Consider the following 15880-nt stretch of genomic DNA (forward strand, 5'->3'; position numbering starts at 1 on the left):
CGTGCATCGATAGGGAGTGTTGAATGAAAGCCTGGCGCGTCATGGTGATCGCCTTGTCGATCCTGCTGCTCAGTGGCTGTCTGGTGACCTTCAAGGAGCCGCTGCCCGCCAGCGAGCCCGCGCCCAAAGGGCTGCTCGGCAAATGGACCAGCACCAATGCCTGGGGCGAGCCGATGAACCTGGAACTGACGCGCATTGGCGACAATCGCTATCAGGCGGTCAGCTACTTCAAGGCCAAGCCCCATGAGCGTGAGGCCTATCCCTTTACCGTGTCGCGCCACGGCAATCGCTGGTACTTGTCGGCGAAGGTGCCGGCGCAGTTCGGCGGGAATTTCACTATCACAGGTTTCGAGCTCAACGATAAACACGAACTGGTGGTCTACAACCTCGACCTCGAGCAGATCAAACAAGCCATGGGCCAAGAAGCCCTCAGTGGCCAAGGCTTCCGGACCGACGACGGCGATGGGGTGTTGATCAACAGCAGCCTGGATCAGGTGTTTGCCTACCTCGACGACCCGGCCAATTCCGATGTTTTCGTCGAAGCGGTGCGCTACCAGCGCCTGGCCAAAACCAAATAAATCCAGACGTAACGGTTTTACTACAGGAGTTTCGGGTGGACGAATACCAGCAGACGATACGCATTTTGTCCGATCGCATAGTGCTGGCGCAGACGCCGATTCGCGTTCTGGATGCGGTCAAGTGGGATGACAGCATTCGCAAGGGGTTCCTCAAAGGCAAGGGCAAGGAAATGCCGGCCGTGGACCGCGACTATTACCTCAATCGACCGCTGGCATTTGATTCCAGCAGAGTGAAGCTGGAATTCCAGAACATCGAGCGCGACATCACCCGCCAGCTCGGCCAGTTCAACCCGGTCGGCCAGATCATGCGCCGCATGTGCAAGGAATACCGGATGGTGGTGCGCATGCTCGAAGCGCGCGGCACCGAGGATTTCGGGCTGATTTCCCAGGAATTGTATGGCGCGGCGTCCGATGCGTTTCACGCCGGTGACCCGACCCTGGCCGACCTGGGCCTGATGCTCTCCGATTACCTGAACAACATCGATGGCCGTGGCGACCTCAAGGACGAACCGAAACTTCTCACCGCCAAGGAAGCCGTCGACCTGCTGCAACATCGGTTGAACAAGGTGTTTGGCGAAAACGAGGAAACCATTCGGGTATTCGAATCCGACGGGATCGTCGCCGATGCCGCAGCCGGCGCCGACTACATCAAGATCCGCGCCGACGCGATGTTCAACGACCGTGATGTGCGTGCGCTGGAAGTCCACGAAGGGCTGGTGCATGTGGGCACCACGCTCAACGGCCTGAATCAGCCAATCTGCACCTTCCTGTCCAAAGGCCCGCCGTCGTCCACCGTGACCCAGGAAGGCCTGGCGATCCTGATGGAAATCATCACCTTCGCCTCCTACCCGAGCCGCCTGCGCAAACTGACCAACCGCACCCGTGCCATTCATATGGTGGAGGAGGGCGCGGACTTCTTGCAGATCTACGATTTCTTCTGTGAGCAAGGTTTCGAAATGGCCGAAAGCTATGGTAATGCCAGTCGGGTTTTCCGCGGCTCGGTACCGACCGGTCTGCCATTCACCAAAGACTTGTCCTACCTCAAGGGCTTTATCATGGTTTACAACTACATTCAGTTGGCCGTGCGTAAAGGCAAGCTGGAGCAGATACCGCTATTGTTTTGTGGCAAGACCACGCTGGAAGACATGCGGACCTTGCGCCAATTGGTGGACGAAGGCCTGGTGGTGCCGCCCAAGTACCTGCCCGACCAATTCCGTGACATGAACGCGCTGTCGGCCTGGATGTGCTTCTCCAACTTCCTCAACCACCTGAGCCTGGACCGGATCGAAGCGGATTATTCCAATATCCTGTAAATCACCCACTGATCGTTCCCACGCTCTGCGTGGGAATGCCGCCATGGACGCTCTGCGTCCTCTGTGACGCAGAGCGTCACGGGATGCATTCCCACGCGGAGCATGGGAACGATCGATTTCGTACATCACTGCGAGGCTTCACCGGATGAGAATCCTCGGCATCTTTTGCCTGCTCCTGACCCTCGGCGGTTGCGACTCTCTGCTGTTCTACCCCGAGCCCGGTCAGCCGTTCACCCCGGCAAAAGCCAAACTCGAGTTCCGCGACGTCACCCTGACTACTGCCGATGGCCTCAAGCTGCATGGCTGGTGGCTGCCGGCGAAAAAAGGTGTCGAGGTCAAAGGCACGGTGCTGCATCTGCACGGCAACGGCGGCAACCTGGCGTGGCATCTGGGTGGGAGCTGGTGGTTGCCGGAGCAGGGCTATCAAGTGCTGTTGGTGGACTATCGCGGGTACGGTTGGTCCGAAGGTAAAGCCGCGTTGCCGGCGATCTATCAGGACATCGATGCCGCGTTCAAATGGCTCGACCAGGCCCCAGAGGTCAAGGGCAAGCCGCTGATCCTTCTCGGTCAGAGCCTTGGCGGTTCGATGGCCGTGCATTTCCTGGCCCAGCATCCCGAGCGCCAGCGGCAACTCAAGGCGTTTGTGCTCGATGGTGTGCCTGCCAGTTACCGCGATGTCGGGCGTTTTGCCCTGAGCACGTCATGGATGACCTGGCCGTTTCAGGTGCCGTTGTCCTGGTTGGTCCCGGACGGTGACAGCGCGATCCATTCCATGAAGCAGCTCAACGACGTACCGAAACTGATCTATCACAGTATCGATGATCAACTGGTGCCCCTTTCCAATGGCATCCGTCTGTATCAAGCTGCGCCGCCGCCGCGAGTGCTGCAACTGACCCGGGGCGGTCATGTGCAAACCTTCGCCGACCCGGCCTGGCGAAAGGTCATGCTGCGCTACCTCGAAGACCCGCAGCATTTCGACGGCCTGCGTCGCCTGGGTGAAGTCCCCAATTACCCGGCACCCCCGAATTCTGAAGATGAGCCACCAGAGAGTCCGCAATGAGTGAAGAACGTAACGCTATCCCGCTGATCATCACCGGTATTTGCAGCATCCTCGGCACCGTTGGCGCCCTGTGGTGGTACGGCTACCTGCACTTCGCCAAACCCGAAGATGCGCTGCTGCTCAGCGACTTCACCATGCTCAAGACCGTGCCGGGCGAAGACTATAAAGTCTCCCTGGAACCGGCCCCGCAAGTGGCCCAGTGCATCGATGGCGTGCTGGTGCTGTTCGACACCGACCAGAAAGGCCTGACCGGCGTGCTGATCAACAGCAAGAAAAAAGCCGTGCGCTGCATGGGTCAGGAAACGCCGCAAAAACTTGAGCAGTAACCTCCACATCCGTTGGCAACCACAGGGTGTTGTTTACCCGTAGATTGAGTGTTCAGCCAATTAAAAGCCCCGCCTGATCAATTCAGGCGGGGCTTTTAAGTTTCAGCGTGGCCAGCTTACTTGGCGCTGATCGACGAGCGCGGGACAACAGGCTGGTTGTCATTGGAAATCGTCACTTCCACCCGACGGTTCATCGCACGGCCCGAAATGCTGGAGTTCTCCGCAACCGGGTATTCCTTGCCATACCCCTGGACCACGATGCGTGCCGGGTCTACCCCCATCTTGACCAGGGCCACTTGCACCGAGGTCGCACGCCGCTCGGACAGCGACTGGTTATACGACGCCGAACCGGTGCTGTCGGTGTAGCCTTCGACAATCACTTTGCGGTCCGGGTTTTCCTGAAGGAACTGCGCCAGTTTGTTGATATTCACCAGGCCGTTGGACTTCAGGTCGGCCTTGTCGGTGGCGAACAGCACATCACCAAACGTCACCAGCGTGCCGCGATCGGTCTGTTTGGCATTCAGGCTGTCTTGCAGTTGTTTGATCTGCTGGTCGCGGGCATCCAGACGAGCCTGGGCCCGTTGTGCCGCGGCATTTTTCAGGTTGTTTTCAGCGGTGCGCAGGGCGATGGTCTGTTTGGCCACTTCAACACGCTGATTGGTCAGGTAAGCCAGTTGGTCGACCTTGGCCTGGTCTTCCCGGTCCAGGTAAGCCTTGTCGGCCTTGTCCAGGTATTCGCTGGCATCTTTGGTTTCCAGCGCCGCGACTTTGCTGGCTTGCGGGTTGGCTTGCAGGCCGGCGTAGTTAGTACGGGCTTGCTCCAGATTCGCGTTGGGCGGTGTGGAGCAGGCAGCCAGTGCAACGCTGACGGCCAGGAGGGCGGGGATTATCAATTGATTGCGCATAATGGTTCGTCCTTTCTATCGACAAGCGTTTCAGGTTCGGAAATCGGATGCGCGCTTATTGCACGGTGCGCTGGCTTTCCTGACGCAGTTCCTGAACACCTTTCTGGGCGTCCTTCACAGCCTGTTCGGCTTTCATCGCCTGGGCCTTGCGCTCGGCGACGCGCGCGTCCCACTCGGCTTGCTCGGCCAGCATTCTGGCTTCGTCATACTGTTTGTCGTGCATGGCGATTTCGGCTTGCTTGAGTTTGTCTTGAGCGGCCTTCATTTCTACGGCGGCGAATTCGGTACCACCGGCGCTGACGGCGTTGTTCACGGCAGATTGGGTCACCGCATATTGCTCGCTCGGCGGATTGCCGGCGCAACCGGCCAGAACGAAGCTGCTGCCTATGGCCAGGGCGGCCAGTTTGAGACTGCGCAGATGGGTGAACGAGGATGGGGCAGTGCTGGTCTTCATGGTCTTCAACTCCATTGGATAACTCCTGAAAAACATCTGAATCCATCCTGGGCAAGGAGCCGCAACCTTCAATTTCCAGAGCGTTTTTAAACGGCCGTCCCAGGCGTGGTTATTGGGTTGACCCGAAGTTTTTTTTAAAAGTTCAGATAAGATGGCTTTTCGCCCGAAAAACTTTGACCGAGCGGACAAGGCTCCAAATCGGGAATTTTAGCGATGCGCAGCGGTATGCCCGAGCATTTCATGGCCCCGGGAACATGCAATTATCGAAGGAATATGCAAGCCAATGTGGGAGCGGGCTTGCTCGCGAAAGCGGCTTAACATTCAACATCTCTGTTGTCTGACACACCGCTTTCGCGAGCAAGCCCGCTCCCAAGTTCGGCGGAAAATTCAGTGTTTTTGCTTGTCAATCGGTCGATAAATCGTGCAAATGACGACGGGACAAGGCGAGAAAACGCGGGGTCGGGCCGACGTCTTCGTACAGCGGATCGCCTTCTTCGTCGGTAGCCACCACCGTTGACCCTTTCACGTACGGAAAGCTCGCTTCGAGCTCCTCGAGGGCGGCGCCGATCAGCTCGCCGAGCAATTCTTCGGGGTGCCGCTTGGGGTACATTTCGATAATCGCCGCCAGCCGCGCGGCGGCTTCCACGTCCAGACGAATCGTGTAGCCCGAGTCGGTCAGGCGACCCTTGGCGTTTTCTTCCCAGTGCTTGGCGAGTTCGCGGATTTTCATGATGACCTCATTGCGCACCTGCTCGTGGCAGGCCGGGTGAGTGTCCGGCGGTGGCCGGCGGCAAGCCGTTGTACGGCTTATTGTTGAGACTAGCTTCAGTTGAAGTCCCTTGGTCGTCTGCTTGTAAGAAGCGCTGTACGACGGCACTCTCTATATCAGAGCCCTATATCAGAGCCTCTAATAACCAAGCATAGCCGCCCGGATTTTCGCTGGAGAACTGCTGATGACCGATATTGATGCACGCTTACGCGAGGACGTTCACCTGTTGGGCGAACTGTTGGGCAACACCATTCGTGAACAGTACGGGGACGACTTTCTCGACAAGATCGAGCAGATCCGCAAAGGCGCCAAGGCTGATCGTCGCGGTTCGATGGACGCCGAACTCAGCGCCAGCCTCAACCAGTTGAGCGAAGACGAATTGCTGCCGGTGGCGCGGGCGTTCAACCAGTTCCTCAACCTGGCCAATATCGCCGAGCAATATCAGCTGATTCATCGTCGCGAAGAGTCGCAGCCCGCACCGTTCGAGGCCCGGGTGTTGCCGGAACTGCTCGCCCGCCTGCTGACGGCGGGGCATGACGCCGAGTCCCTGGCGCGGCAATTGGGGCGGCTGGAAATCGAGCTGGTATTGACCGCGCACCCGACCGAAGTGGCGCGTCGCACGCTGATCCAGAAGTACGATGCGATCGCCGCGCAACTGGCCGCCCAGGATCACCGTGACCTGATCACCGCCGAGCGTGAGCAGATCAAAGTGAAGTTGCAGCGCCTGATCGCCGAAGCCTGGCACACCGAGGAAATCCGCCGCACTCGCCCGACACCCGTGGACGAAGCCAAGTGGGGTTTTGCGGTGATCGAGCATTCGCTGTGGCAGGCGATTCCCAATTATTTGCGCAAGGCCGATCAAGCCCTGCATGCCGCCACCGGCCTGCACCTGCCACTGGAAGCCGCACCGATTCGCTTTGCCTCATGGATGGGCGGCGACCGCGACGGCAACCCCAACGTCACCGCCGCCGTGACCCGCGAGGTGTTGCTGTTGGCGCGCTGGATGGCCGCTGATTTGTATCTGCGCGATGTTGATCACCTCGCTGCCGAGTTGTCGATGCAGCAAGCCAGTGACGCACTGAAGGCCAAGGCCGGTGACAGCGCCGAGCCTTACCGCGCAGTGCTCAAACAATTGCGTGAACGCCTGCGCGCGACCCGTAATTGGGCCCATGTCTCCTTGACGGCAACCACGCCCGCGTCGGCCGATGTGCTGCAAAATAATCGCGACCTGCTGGACCCGTTGGAGCTGTGCTATCACTCGCTGCATGAATGTGGCATGGGCGTCATCGCCGACGGTCCGCTGCTCGATTGCCTGCGCCGCGCGGTGACGTTCGGGCTGTTTCTGGTGCGCCTCGATGTGCGCCAGGACTCTTCGCGCCATACGGCAGCCATGACCGAAATCACCGATTACCTCGGCCTGGGCCGTTATGAAGACTGGAGTGAAGAGGAACGCATTGCCTTCCTGATGCGCGAGCTGAACAATCGCCGGCCATTGCTGCCAGCATACTTCAAGCCATCTGCCGACACCGCCGAAGTGCTGGCGACGTGTCGGGAAGTCGCCGCGGCACCGGCGGCGTCCCTCGGCTCGTATGTGATTTCCATGGCCGGCGCCGCTTCCGACGTGTTGGCCGTGCAACTGCTGCTCAAAGAGTCCGGCGTATTGCGGCCGATGCGCGTGGTGCCGCTGTTCGAAACCCTCGCCGACCTCGATAACGCCGGCCCGGTGATTGAAAAACTCTTGCTGCTGCCGGGCTATCGCTCACGCCTGCAAGGGCCGCAGGAAGTGATGATCGGTTATTCCGACTCGGCCAAGGACGCTGGCACCACCGCAGCGGCCTGGGCGCAGTATCGGGCGCAGGAGCGCTTGGTCGACATCTGCCGCGAGCAACAAGTCGAGCTGCTGTTGTTCCACGGTCGCGGTGGCACCGTGGGCCGTGGGGGCGGTCCGGCGCACGCGGCGATTCTGTCGCAGCCGCCGGGGTCGGTGGCGGGGCGTTTCCGCACCACCGAGCAGGGAGAAATGATTCGTTTCAAATTCGGCCTGCCGGACATCGCCGAGCAAAACCTCAATCTGTACCTGGCGGCGGTGCTGGAAGCGACCTTGTTGCCACCGCCTCCGCCTGAGCCTGCCTGGCGGCATTTGATGGACGAATTGGCCGCCGATGGCGTCAAGGCTTACCGCGCCGTGGTACGGGAAAATCCGCAGTTCGTTGAGTATTTTCGCCAGTCCACCCCGGAGCAAGAGTTGGGGCGTTTGCCTTTGGGCAGCCGCCCGGCCAAGCGCCGCGCTGGCGGAATTGAAAGCCTGCGTGCCATTCCATGGATCTTCGGCTGGACCCAGACGCGTCTGATGCTGCCGGCCTGGCTTGGCTGGGAAGCGGCATTGAGCAAGGCGCTGGAGCGCGGTGAAGGGGCGTTGTTGGGGCAGATGCGCGAGCAGTGGCCGTTCTTCCGTACCCGCATCGATATGCTGGAAATGGTGTTGGCCAAGGCCGACGCCGATATCGCCCAGTCTTACGACGAGCGTCTGGTCGAGCCGGATCTGCTCCCTTTGGGTGCGCATTTACGCGACCTATTGTCGCAGGCCTGTGCGGTGGTCTTGGGGTTGACCGGTCAGTCGCAGCTACTGGCACATAGCCCTGCCACCCTGGAATTCATCCGCCTGCGCAACACTTACCTCGACCCGCTGCATCTATTGCAGGCCGAACTGTTGGCGCGTTCCCGGCTGCGGGACGTGGCTCAGGGCAGCCCGGTAGAACAGGCGTTGCTGGTGTCTGTGGCGGGGATTGCCGCCGGTTTGCGAAATACCGGCTAAGGTTTTCGTCGTGGGGTGAGGCACCCGGCGCGAGCGTCGAGTGCCTGCTGGCGAGCGGTCGAAAAGGTCTGTCACGCGACAGTTAATGATGGGGTTGCGACTTGGGTTACCCCTTCGCAGGGGCTCGTCAGATGCGGGTTTCTCCGACTTTCGGCGGCTTGTGTGGGCCGGGCCTGCTGTGTATCTTGATCAGCCTTTGGCCGTTTGGGCGGTCGCGATCCTATTTTTGAGATTGGCCCCACGAGGCGAATCTGACGTTATCTATATAAAAAATTGAGGAGCACATCGATGCGCGTCATTCTGCTGGGAGCTCCCGGGGCCGGTAAAGGTACTCAGGCTAAGTTCATCACCGAGAAATTCGGCATTCCACAAATCTCCACCGGCGACATGCTGCGTGCTGCTGTAAAAGCCGGTACCGAGCTGGGTGTTAAAGCCAAAGGCATCATGGATGCCGGTGGTCTGGTCTCCGATGATCTGATCATCGCCCTGGTCAAGGACCGTATCGCGCAGCCTGACTGTGCCAACGGTTTCCTGTTCGACGGTTTCCCGCGCACCATTCCGCAAGCTGAAGCGCTGGTAGAAGCTGGCGTGGAGCTGGACAACGTGGTCGAAATCGCCGTCGATGACGAAGAAATCGTTCAGCGTATCGCCGGTCGTCGCGTTCACGAGGCCAGCGGCCGCGTGTACCACACCGTCTACAACCCGCCAAAAATTGCCGGCAAAGACGACATCACCGGCGAAGAGCTGGTGCAGCGCAAGGACGACACCGAAGAAACCGTGCGTCATCGCCTGTCCGTCTACCACTCCCAGACCAAACCACTGGTGGAGTTCTACCAAGGTCTGGCCGCTGATAAGGGCAAACCGAAATACAGCCATATCCCGGGTGTTGGCTCGGTTGAAGCGATCACTGGCAAGGTGCTTGAAGCACTGAGCTGAAAAGTCTGATCGGCTTCATCTTCTACGGCCCGCTTGCGGGCCGTAGTTGTTTATACTGGCGCACTTTTTCTGACCTCTCTTACGGAAACATCGATGAGCACCTTGCTGGCCCTGGACACCGCGACTGAAGCTTGCTCCGTTGCCTTGCTGCATGACGGCAAAGTCACGAGTCATTACGAGGTGATCCCGCGCCTGCATGCGCAGAAGCTGCTGCCGATGATCCAGCAACTGCTGGCCGATGCCGGCACCACGCTGCAAGCGGTCGATGCCATTGCGTTCGGCCGTGGGCCGGGCGCGTTCACCGGTGTGCGGATCGCCATTGGCGTTGTGCAAGGTCTGGCATTTGCGTTGGATCGTCCGGTGTTGCCGGTCTCCAATCTCGCCGTACTCGCCCAGCGGGCTTATCGCGAACACGGCGTCAGCCAGGTCGCAGCGGCCATCGATGCGCGCATGGATGAGGTGTATTGGGGTTGCTACCGCGAAACGGCGGGGGAGATGCGGTTGGTGGGCAACGAAGCTGTATTGCCACCGGAAGCCGCTGCGTTGCCGGCCGATGCCAGTGGCGAGTGGTTCGGCGCGGGCACCGGTTGGGGATATTCCGAGCGCATTGCCGTCAACCTGAGCGGGCAGGATGCGGGCATGCTGCCCCACGCCGAAGACCTGTTGACCCTGGCGCGTTTCGCCTGGGAACGCGGTGAAGCGATCGTGGCTGATGAGGCGCAGCCGGTGTATCTGCGCGATAAAGTTGCGACCCCGAAAGCGCGTTAATTCCTGTGGCGAGGGAGCAAGCTCCCTCGCCACAAAGTGTTCCAACGAGGGTGTCCTGAGGTTTGTGTAAACGGTCATTAGGCGCACACTGCCTTTCCCAAGGAGTCTCAATGACCGAGCCCAAGCGCACTAAACGAGTCAAACCCGATCCTGAACTGGTAAAGCTGGCCGACAGCCTGTTGACCAACTACCGAAAACCCGAAGATCTGATCGGCGAAAATGGCCTGCTCAAGCAGCTCACCAAGATGCTCGTCGAACGAGCGCTGGAAGCTGAAATGACCGAGCACCTGGGGCATGACAAAAGCGCAGCCGTTACCAATGCCGAAGGAAATGCTCGCAACGGCCATAGCGGTAAGACGCTCAAGGGCGACTTTGGCGAGCTACCGCTGGAGATTCCCCGTGATCGCCAGGGAATGTTCGAGCCCCAGCTAGTTTCCAAGCACCAGACGCGTTGGACCGGCTTCGATGACAAGGTCATTTCGCTGTACGCCCGAGGGATGACTGTTCGGGAAATTCAGGGGCACCTGCAGGAGATGTACGGCACAGAGGTCTCTCCTAGCCTCATCTCGGCGATTACCGACGCCGTTAGCGAAGAGGTCAAAGTCTGGCAATCGCGTCCTCTGGACGAGCTCTATCCGATCCTCTACCTCGATTGCATTCACGTCAAAGTGCGCGACAGTGGCGCGGTCAGAACCAAGGCGGTTTACTTGGCCATTGGCGTCAATATGGACGGTCGAAAAGAAGTTCTAGGATTGTGGATCGCACAGACTGAAGGTGCCAAATTCTGGCTGCAAGTAGTCACAGAGCTTAAAACACGCGGGGTAAAAGACATCTTTATCGCCTGCGTGGATGGGCTCAAGGGCTTTCCTGAGGCGATCGAAGTGGTCTATCCGCAAGCCTCGGTTCAACTGTGCATCGTGCATATGGTGCGCAACAGCTTGAAGTTCGTATCGTGGAAGCATCAACGCGAAGCCGCTGCCGACCTCAAGCTTATTTACCGCTCGACGACGGTTGAAATGGCCGAGCAAAAGCTGACCGATTTCGAGGCCAAATGGGATGATCGATACCCTCTGATCAGCCAGTCATGGCGCAAAAACTGGGCGAGGGTCATACCTCTATTCGATTATCCACCTGAGATACGGACGGTGATCTATACCACCAACGCCATCGAGTCGATCAACATGAGCTTGCGCAAGGTCACCAAAAGCAGAGCCTCATTCCCGACTGATGACGCGGTTATGAAGCTCTTTTATCTGGCGCTGAATAACATCAGCAAGAAGTGGACAATGCCAATCAGGGACTGGGCGGGGGCCTTGAACCGGTTCAGTATCCAGTTCGAAGACCGGCTTTTGCAGGATTAACAGCAACGCCGTTTACACAGAATCCCGTACACCCCCGTTCCAACCGCAGCCAATCGTCAGTTTTCTACCCCCCGCTTTTAAACCTTTTCGCTTTTATGTGTTCTAGTTATCACTCGGCAGTTTGCGAAGTGGGCGATGTGCCACTAAGCTGCCATCATTGATACCGGACATGTACTCATGCGTATAGACGGCGTTTCCTCCCAGTCCTACCCCATCAAGCGCAAGCCCCGCAAAGGCCCTGTGGCGGATGACGACTACGTTGATATCGACGGCGAGCTGGAATTCCCCACCGAAGAGCAATTGGCCGCCCGCACCGCCAAAGCCTCCGCGCAACGCCTGAGCAATCTGCCCGCGCGGCAACAAGACATGATCTATCACCGCGCGATGAGCAAAAGCGTGGCGATGGCACTGGCCAGTTACCTGAGCACCGCCACGTTTGTCGATTGGGATGCGGATGTACTGGGTCTCGACCTGTACATCTGATGCTGCCTTACTACCTCGGCTGCCCGTCCTGGAGTGAAAACGCCTGGCGTAATTACTTGTATCCGCAAGACGCCAGGCCCGCCGAGTTTCTCAATCTTTACTCCCAAGTGTTCAACGCCGTGGAAGGCAATACGACCTTCTACGCGAGCCCCTCTGCCGCCACCGTGCAGCGCTGGGCCGAAACCATGCCCGAACACTTCCGCTTCACCGCCAAGTTCCCTGGCGACATCAGTCACAGCGGCGACCTGCGCGAACAACTGACCGCCGCCGAAACCTTCCTGCATTTGCTCAGCCCTCTGGGTGGACGGGTTTCTCCCCTCTGGCTGCAATTATCGAAAAGCTTCACGCCTCAGCGCTTGTCCGAGCTGGCCGGTTTTATCGACGCGCTGGACCGGCCCTTGGCAGTCGAAGTGCGACACGACGAATTCTTCGCCAAGGGCGATGCCGAACGGATGCTCAATCGCCTATTGCTGGACCGCGGTGTCGAGCGCATCTGCCTCGATCCACGAGCGTTGTTCAGCTGCACCTCGACCGATCCTTCGGTGCTCCACGCCCAATCGAAAAAGCCCAGGGTGCCGCCTCGACCTGCTGCATTTACTCAATTCCCACAGGTGCGTTTCATCGGCCATCCGCAGTTGGAAGCCAACGATCCGTTCCTGGTGCCGTGGGTCGAGAAAATCGCCGTCTGGATCGAAGAGGGCCGCACGCCCTATATCTTCCTGCACACCGCCGATAACCTGCTGGCAGCGAAACTGGCACAACGTTTTCACGCACAACTGATGCTGCGTTTGCCTGGCTTGCCGCCGCTGCCTGAGCTATACAGAGAGCCCGCCGCCGAGCAACTTGACTTGCTCTGAAGCGGGTTTTTTCCCAATGCGTGTCAATTACGGGCAAGTCGGACCTGTAGGAGCCAGCGGTGCGGCGATCCGACTTGCCGCACCGCTGGCTTCTACAAAAAGCGGTTTATCTTTTCCCTTTTCAGGAGCTTGCCAATGGATGCGCAAACCCTTCGAGCCCTGGCGTTCAAAGCATTGCACGAACGCCAGGGCGCTTTTGTCATTCCCAACCCTTGGGACGCCGGCTCGGCGAAGATGCTCGCCAGCCTTGGCTTCGAGGCACTGGCGACCACCAGCGCCGGTTATGCCTTCTCCCGGGGCCGTCCCGATGGTGGGCTGACGCTCGACGAAACCCTGGCGAACGTTGAAGCAATCGTCGCGGCCACTGACCTGCCGGTCGCGGTGGACCTCGAAAACGGTTTTGCCGACGCCCCTGCCGACTGCGCTCAAAGTATTCTGCGTGCGGCAAAGGCCGGTGCCGTCGGCGGTTCGATCGAAGATGCCACCGGGCGTGAGGACGGTCCGATCTACTGCTTCGAGCATGCCGTGGCGCGTATCGAAGCGGCCGTCGCGGCGGCTCGCAGTTTGCCTTTTCCCTTCGTGCTGACGGCGCGTGCCGAGAACTTTCTGCACGGCAATCCTGACCTCGACGATACCCTTCGCCGCTTGCAGGCGTTCGCCGAGGCAGGGGCCGACGTGCTTTACGCCCCGGGCCTGCGCAGCGCTGAAGAGGTCTTGGCGGTGGTCCGTGCCGTGGCGCCGAAACCGGTCAATGTGTTGATGTCCGGCGGGCTCAAGCTGACGGTGGAGCAGTTGAGTGAAATGGGCGTCAAACGCATCAGCGTCGGTTCGGCCCTGGCCCTGGCGGCGTATGGCGAATTCTTGCGCGCCGCCGAGGAAATCCAGCAGCACGGAACTTTCGGCTTCACCTCCCGGTCGATGCCGTTCCAGAAGGCTAATCAATTGTTCAAAGGCTGACGAAGTCGGGCCGCCGAAGGATTATGCGGCGATGCGCAGGTTCTGCAGAACGATCGGGCGTGCCCAGCCGTTATCGAAATCGAATTGTTTCTGTTGTTCCACCAATTCTTCCGGTGAGAACGGCGGGAACGGCTTGTCCAGCAGCTCGAGTTCGAACTCGGCGATCGGCAAGTGCAGCGCACGTGGTTGCGCTGCGGTGCCAGGTTCTGGCAGCGGTTGACCGGCGGTGAGCACGATCGGGCGTACCCAGCCGCTGTCGAAGTCCTGTTGTTTCTGTTGCGCGACGATTTCTTGCGGCGGGAACGGCGGGAACGGTTTGTCGGCCAGGTCCATTTCGAACTCGGCAATCGGCAGGAACAGTGGCTCTGGCGGGCGGACTACGGTTTCTGTCACATCACATTCGCGCTGGGAAACGATGTGCGCCAGCAGCTCGCTGCCAACGGTCGGTTCGACCGGGCTGTCGAGATCGACCGGCGGAAAGTTGAGAGACTCCGGCACGACATCGCCCGACTGATCGGCCAGGGCCTGGGCAAAAAAATCCTGCCACAGGTGACTGACGCCGCTCAGTGCTTGGGAATTTCGCAGGCCAAAATCGCCGTGGGGCGAGATGTAACCTATCGATGTGCGTTGAATGTCTGACATTTCTCTCGGTCGACGCTCAGCTCTGGCAAAATGCTCGATAGTTTGGTTATCGGCCGTTTTTGCCGATCATTAATTTTTTGAGCGTGTTTCCCCATGATTGAGCAACCTGCGGTCTGCCGCATCCATGTCGAGGCCTTGGGCACGACCTTCCAGCCACAGGCCGAACAATGGGCCGAGCGCCTGGGATTGCCGTTGCAGGTGGACGACGGCGAGTTTGCCTTGCAGGTGGGCGAGCAGGGGTTGCAGCTGCAACAACTGGGGCCGGATGCACCGGGACCGGTGCGGGTGGACTTCGTCGAGGGCGGCGCGGCCCATCGTCGGCTATACGGTGGCGGCAGCGGTCAGATGATCGCCAAAGCGGTCGGTGTCGCCCAAGGCGTGCGCCCGCGCGTGCTGGACGCCACGGCGGGGTTGGGCAAGGACGCTTTCGTGCTGGCCAGCCTGGGCTGCGAGATGAGCCTGATCGAGCGCCAGCCGCTGATCGGTGCCTTGCTTGAGGATGGCCTGGCGCGCGGCGCGGAGGATTTCGACGTGGCGCCGATCGTGGCGCGCATGCGTTTGCTCAAGGGCAATTCGATCGAGGTAATGCGCAACTGGGAAGGCGAGCCGCCGCAGGTGATCTACCTCGACCCGATGTTTCCCCATCGCGAGAAAACGGCGTTGGTGAAGAAGGAAATGCGCCTGTTCCGGCCGTTGGTAGGCGATGATCCGGATGCCCCTGCATTGCTCGAAGCGGCGTTGGCCCTGGCCAGTCATCGGGTGGTGGTCAAACGCCCGCGCAAGGCGCCGTGCATCGACGGGCCGAAGCCGAGTCATGCGCTGGATGGCAAGTCCAGCCGATACGACATTTACCCGAAGAAAGCGCTCAAGCCCTGATTCGATACTGATCGTTCCCACGCTCTGCGTGGGAATGCCTCAATGGACGCTCTGCGTCCGCTCCGAAAGGGACGCGGAGCGTCCCGGGCTGCATTCCCACGCAGAGCGTGGGAACGATCATCACGCCGAATCAGGGCCGATAAGCCCGCATAAATAACCCCACCACGTCCCGTACATGGGCTTCCGCCGCATCCCCGGTCACCGGCTCGCCGCAGCCATACAGCAACCGGAAATTACCCGCACCCTTGAGCAGACAAAAGAAATGCTCAGCCGCATTACGCGGTTTATCGATGCTCAACGCGCCGCTCTGATTAACCTTGCTCAACAACCCCTCCATGCCGTGCAGTACGCGCTCCGGCCCGGCCTCGAAGAAGATTACCGAGAGTTTCGGGTCCTGGCTGCCCAACGTTATCATCAGCCGGCTCAGGTTCACCGATTCGTCGCTGTTAACCAATTGATGAAAACCGCGCGCGATATTCAGCAGCACGGTTTCCACCTCAATGCCGTCCGGCAATTCGAAAAATAGCGTTGGCAGTTGCTCCTCGCACTTGGCCATTACCGCGGAGGCAAACAGCGTCTCTTTGTCATTGAAATGGCTGTAGACCGTCAACTTCGACACGCCGGCCTCGGCCGCCACGGCGTCCATGCTGGTGTTCGCGTAACCCTTACTCAGAAACAGGATTTTCGCCGCATCGAGGATTGCCTGGCGCTTGGCCAGATCTTTGGGACGGCCAGGACCATTGGGTGTTGAAAGATTGTTCGACATTCTTCGCTTTAATA

Annotated in this window: 17 protein-coding genes; 12 read left to right on the forward strand and 5 right to left on the reverse strand. The window is 59.5% G+C overall.

The window, feature by feature from the left end:
• The first annotated feature begins 23 nt into the window (after nt 1-23).
• The 4 genes from LOY56_RS04910 (at nt 24) to LOY56_RS04925 (ending at nt 3277) form a co-directional block, all read left to right on the forward strand.
• The gene (locus LOY56_RS04910) at nt 24-578 is read left to right on the forward strand and encodes a hypothetical protein (RefSeq protein WP_258620272.1); all 555 of its coding nucleotides are present in this window, start codon (nt 24-26) and stop codon (nt 576-578) included.
• Between the two features lie 35 nt (nt 579-613).
• Nucleotides 614-1891 (forward strand): flavohemoglobin expression-modulating QEGLA motif protein, encoded by a 1278-nt coding sequence (locus tag LOY56_RS04915; protein WP_258620273.1) that lies wholly within the window; start codon nt 614-616, stop codon nt 1889-1891.
• 145 nt (nt 1892-2036) lie between these two features.
• Nucleotides 2037-2951 carry an alpha/beta hydrolase gene (locus LOY56_RS04920; RefSeq protein ID WP_258620274.1) on the forward strand — a complete coding sequence of 305 codons (915 nt, stop codon included), beginning with the start codon at nt 2037-2039 and terminating at the stop codon, nt 2949-2951.
• Nucleotides 2948-3277, forward strand: a complete 330-nt coding sequence (locus tag LOY56_RS04925; RefSeq protein WP_008014068.1) for a hypothetical protein — start codon at nt 2948-2950, stop codon at nt 3275-3277. Before LOY56_RS04920 ends, LOY56_RS04925 begins: the two co-directional genes overlap by 4 nt.
• A gap of 116 nt (nt 3278-3393) precedes the next feature.
• Here LOY56_RS04925 and LOY56_RS04930 read toward each other — a convergent pair whose 3' ends face one another.
• From LOY56_RS04930 to LOY56_RS04940, 3 genes are all read right to left on the reverse strand, one after another.
• The gene (locus LOY56_RS04930) at nt 3394-4182 is read right to left on the reverse strand and encodes an OmpA family protein (protein ID WP_258620275.1); all 789 of its coding nucleotides are present in this window, start codon (nt 4180-4182) and stop codon (nt 3394-3396) included.
• A 55-nt stretch (nt 4183-4237) separates the two neighbouring features.
• Entirely contained in the window at nt 4238-4651 is a 414-nt protein-coding gene (locus LOY56_RS04935; RefSeq protein ID WP_258620276.1) for a DUF4398 domain-containing protein, read from the reverse strand.
• A 388-nt stretch (nt 4652-5039) separates the two neighbouring features.
• Nucleotides 5040-5366 (reverse strand): hypothetical protein, encoded by a 327-nt coding sequence (locus tag LOY56_RS04940; RefSeq protein ID WP_038979122.1) that lies wholly within the window; start codon nt 5364-5366, stop codon nt 5040-5042.
• 223 nt (nt 5367-5589) lie between these two features.
• Here LOY56_RS04940 and ppc point away from each other — a divergent pair, with 223 nt between their 5' ends.
• The 7 genes from ppc to LOY56_RS04975 all read left to right on the forward strand — a co-directional run bounded on the left by ppc (nt 5590) and on the right by LOY56_RS04975 (nt 13582).
• Nucleotides 5590-8220 carry a phosphoenolpyruvate carboxylase gene (ppc, locus tag LOY56_RS04945; protein ID WP_258620277.1) on the forward strand — a complete coding sequence of 877 codons (2631 nt, stop codon included), beginning with the start codon at nt 5590-5592 and terminating at the stop codon, nt 8218-8220.
• A 288-nt stretch (nt 8221-8508) separates the two neighbouring features.
• Nucleotides 8509-9156 (forward strand): adenylate kinase, encoded by a 648-nt coding sequence (adk, locus tag LOY56_RS04950; protein WP_038979124.1) that lies wholly within the window; start codon nt 8509-8511, stop codon nt 9154-9156.
• Between the two features lie 93 nt (nt 9157-9249).
• Complete coding sequence (gene tsaB, locus LOY56_RS04955) at nt 9250-9924, forward strand: tRNA (adenosine(37)-N6)-threonylcarbamoyltransferase complex dimerization subunit type 1 TsaB (protein WP_258620278.1); 675 nt, start codon at nt 9250-9252, stop codon at nt 9922-9924.
• Between the two features lie 110 nt (nt 9925-10034).
• Nucleotides 10035-11285: an IS256 family transposase gene (locus LOY56_RS04960; RefSeq protein WP_258617963.1), complete on the forward strand. Its 1251-nt coding sequence runs from the start codon at nt 10035-10037 to the stop codon at nt 11283-11285.
• A gap of 177 nt (nt 11286-11462) precedes the next feature.
• Nucleotides 11463-11768, forward strand: a complete 306-nt coding sequence (locus tag LOY56_RS04965) for a hypothetical protein (RefSeq protein WP_258620279.1) — start codon at nt 11463-11465, stop codon at nt 11766-11768.
• On the forward strand, nt 11765-12625 hold the full coding sequence (locus tag LOY56_RS04970) for a DUF72 domain-containing protein (protein ID WP_258622566.1): 861 nt from the start codon (nt 11765-11767) through the stop codon (nt 12623-12625). The genes LOY56_RS04965 and LOY56_RS04970 overlap by 4 nt, the downstream gene beginning before the upstream one ends.
• Nucleotides 12626-12760: 135 nt before the next feature.
• Nucleotides 12761-13582 (forward strand): oxaloacetate decarboxylase, encoded by an 822-nt coding sequence (locus tag LOY56_RS04975; RefSeq protein WP_258620280.1) that lies wholly within the window; start codon nt 12761-12763, stop codon nt 13580-13582.
• 21 nt (nt 13583-13603) lie between these two features.
• On the opposite strand, the gene LOY56_RS04980 is transcribed toward LOY56_RS04975, so the two are convergent.
• A complete protein-coding gene (locus tag LOY56_RS04980) occupies nt 13604-14224 on the reverse strand; it encodes an energy transducer TonB (RefSeq protein WP_258620281.1) in 621 nt (206 codons plus the stop codon).
• A gap of 93 nt (nt 14225-14317) precedes the next feature.
• On the opposite strand from LOY56_RS04980, the gene LOY56_RS04985 reads away from it, so the two are divergent.
• Nucleotides 14318-15100 carry a class I SAM-dependent methyltransferase gene (locus LOY56_RS04985; RefSeq protein ID WP_258620282.1) on the forward strand — a complete coding sequence of 261 codons (783 nt, stop codon included), beginning with the start codon at nt 14318-14320 and terminating at the stop codon, nt 15098-15100.
• 130 nt (nt 15101-15230) lie between these two features.
• Here the strand turns inward: LOY56_RS04985 and LOY56_RS04990 are convergent, their stop codons facing one another.
• Nucleotides 15231-15866, reverse strand: a complete 636-nt coding sequence (locus LOY56_RS04990) for a TetR/AcrR family transcriptional regulator (RefSeq protein WP_258620283.1) — start codon at nt 15864-15866, stop codon at nt 15231-15233.
• Nucleotides 15867-15880: the final 14 nt, after the last annotated feature.

Source organism: Pseudomonas sp. B21-048 (genome assembly GCF_024748615.1).
Classification (GTDB): Bacteria; Pseudomonadota; Gammaproteobacteria; order Pseudomonadales; family Pseudomonadaceae; genus Aquipseudomonas.

What these genes read in the sequence shown, in the direction of transcription:
- LOY56_RS04985 (WP_258620282.1), top strand. Translation starts at nt 14,318, where the DNA reads ATGATTGAGCAACCTGCGGTCTGCCGCATCCATGTCGAGGCCTTGGGC.
- LOY56_RS04965 (WP_258620279.1), top strand. Translation starts at nt 11,463, where the DNA reads ATGCGTATAGACGGCGTTTCCTCCCAGTCCTACCCCATCAAGCGCAAG.
- ppc (WP_258620277.1), top strand. Translation starts at nt 5,590, where the DNA reads ATGACCGATATTGATGCACGCTTACGCGAGGACGTTCACCTGTTGGGC.
- LOY56_RS04925 (WP_008014068.1), top strand. Translation starts at nt 2,948, where the DNA reads ATGAGTGAAGAACGTAACGCTATCCCGCTGATCATCACCGGTATTTGC.
- LOY56_RS04920 (WP_258620274.1), top strand. Translation starts at nt 2,037, where the DNA reads ATGAGAATCCTCGGCATCTTTTGCCTGCTCCTGACCCTCGGCGGTTGC.
- LOY56_RS04930 (WP_258620275.1), bottom strand. Translation starts at nt 4,182, where the DNA reads ATGCGCAATCAATTGATAATCCCCGCCCTCCTGGCCGTCAGCGTTGCA.
- LOY56_RS04940 (WP_038979122.1), bottom strand. Translation starts at nt 5,366, where the DNA reads ATGAAAATCCGCGAACTCGCCAAGCACTGGGAAGAAAACGCCAAGGGT.
- LOY56_RS04980 (WP_258620281.1), bottom strand. Translation starts at nt 14,224, where the DNA reads ATGTCAGACATTCAACGCACATCGATAGGTTACATCTCGCCCCACGGC.
- adk (WP_038979124.1), top strand. Translation starts at nt 8,509, where the DNA reads ATGCGCGTCATTCTGCTGGGAGCTCCCGGGGCCGGTAAAGGTACTCAG.
- LOY56_RS04975 (WP_258620280.1), top strand. Translation starts at nt 12,761, where the DNA reads ATGGATGCGCAAACCCTTCGAGCCCTGGCGTTCAAAGCATTGCACGAA.
- LOY56_RS04990 (WP_258620283.1), bottom strand. Translation starts at nt 15,866, where the DNA reads ATGTCGAACAATCTTTCAACACCCAATGGTCCTGGCCGTCCCAAAGAT.
- LOY56_RS04910 (WP_258620272.1), top strand. Translation starts at nt 24, where the DNA reads ATGAAAGCCTGGCGCGTCATGGTGATCGCCTTGTCGATCCTGCTGCTC.
- LOY56_RS04960 (WP_258617963.1), top strand. Translation starts at nt 10,035, where the DNA reads ATGACCGAGCCCAAGCGCACTAAACGAGTCAAACCCGATCCTGAACTG.
- tsaB (WP_258620278.1), top strand. Translation starts at nt 9,250, where the DNA reads ATGAGCACCTTGCTGGCCCTGGACACCGCGACTGAAGCTTGCTCCGTT.
- LOY56_RS04935 (WP_258620276.1), bottom strand. Translation starts at nt 4,651, where the DNA reads ATGGAGTTGAAGACCATGAAGACCAGCACTGCCCCATCCTCGTTCACC.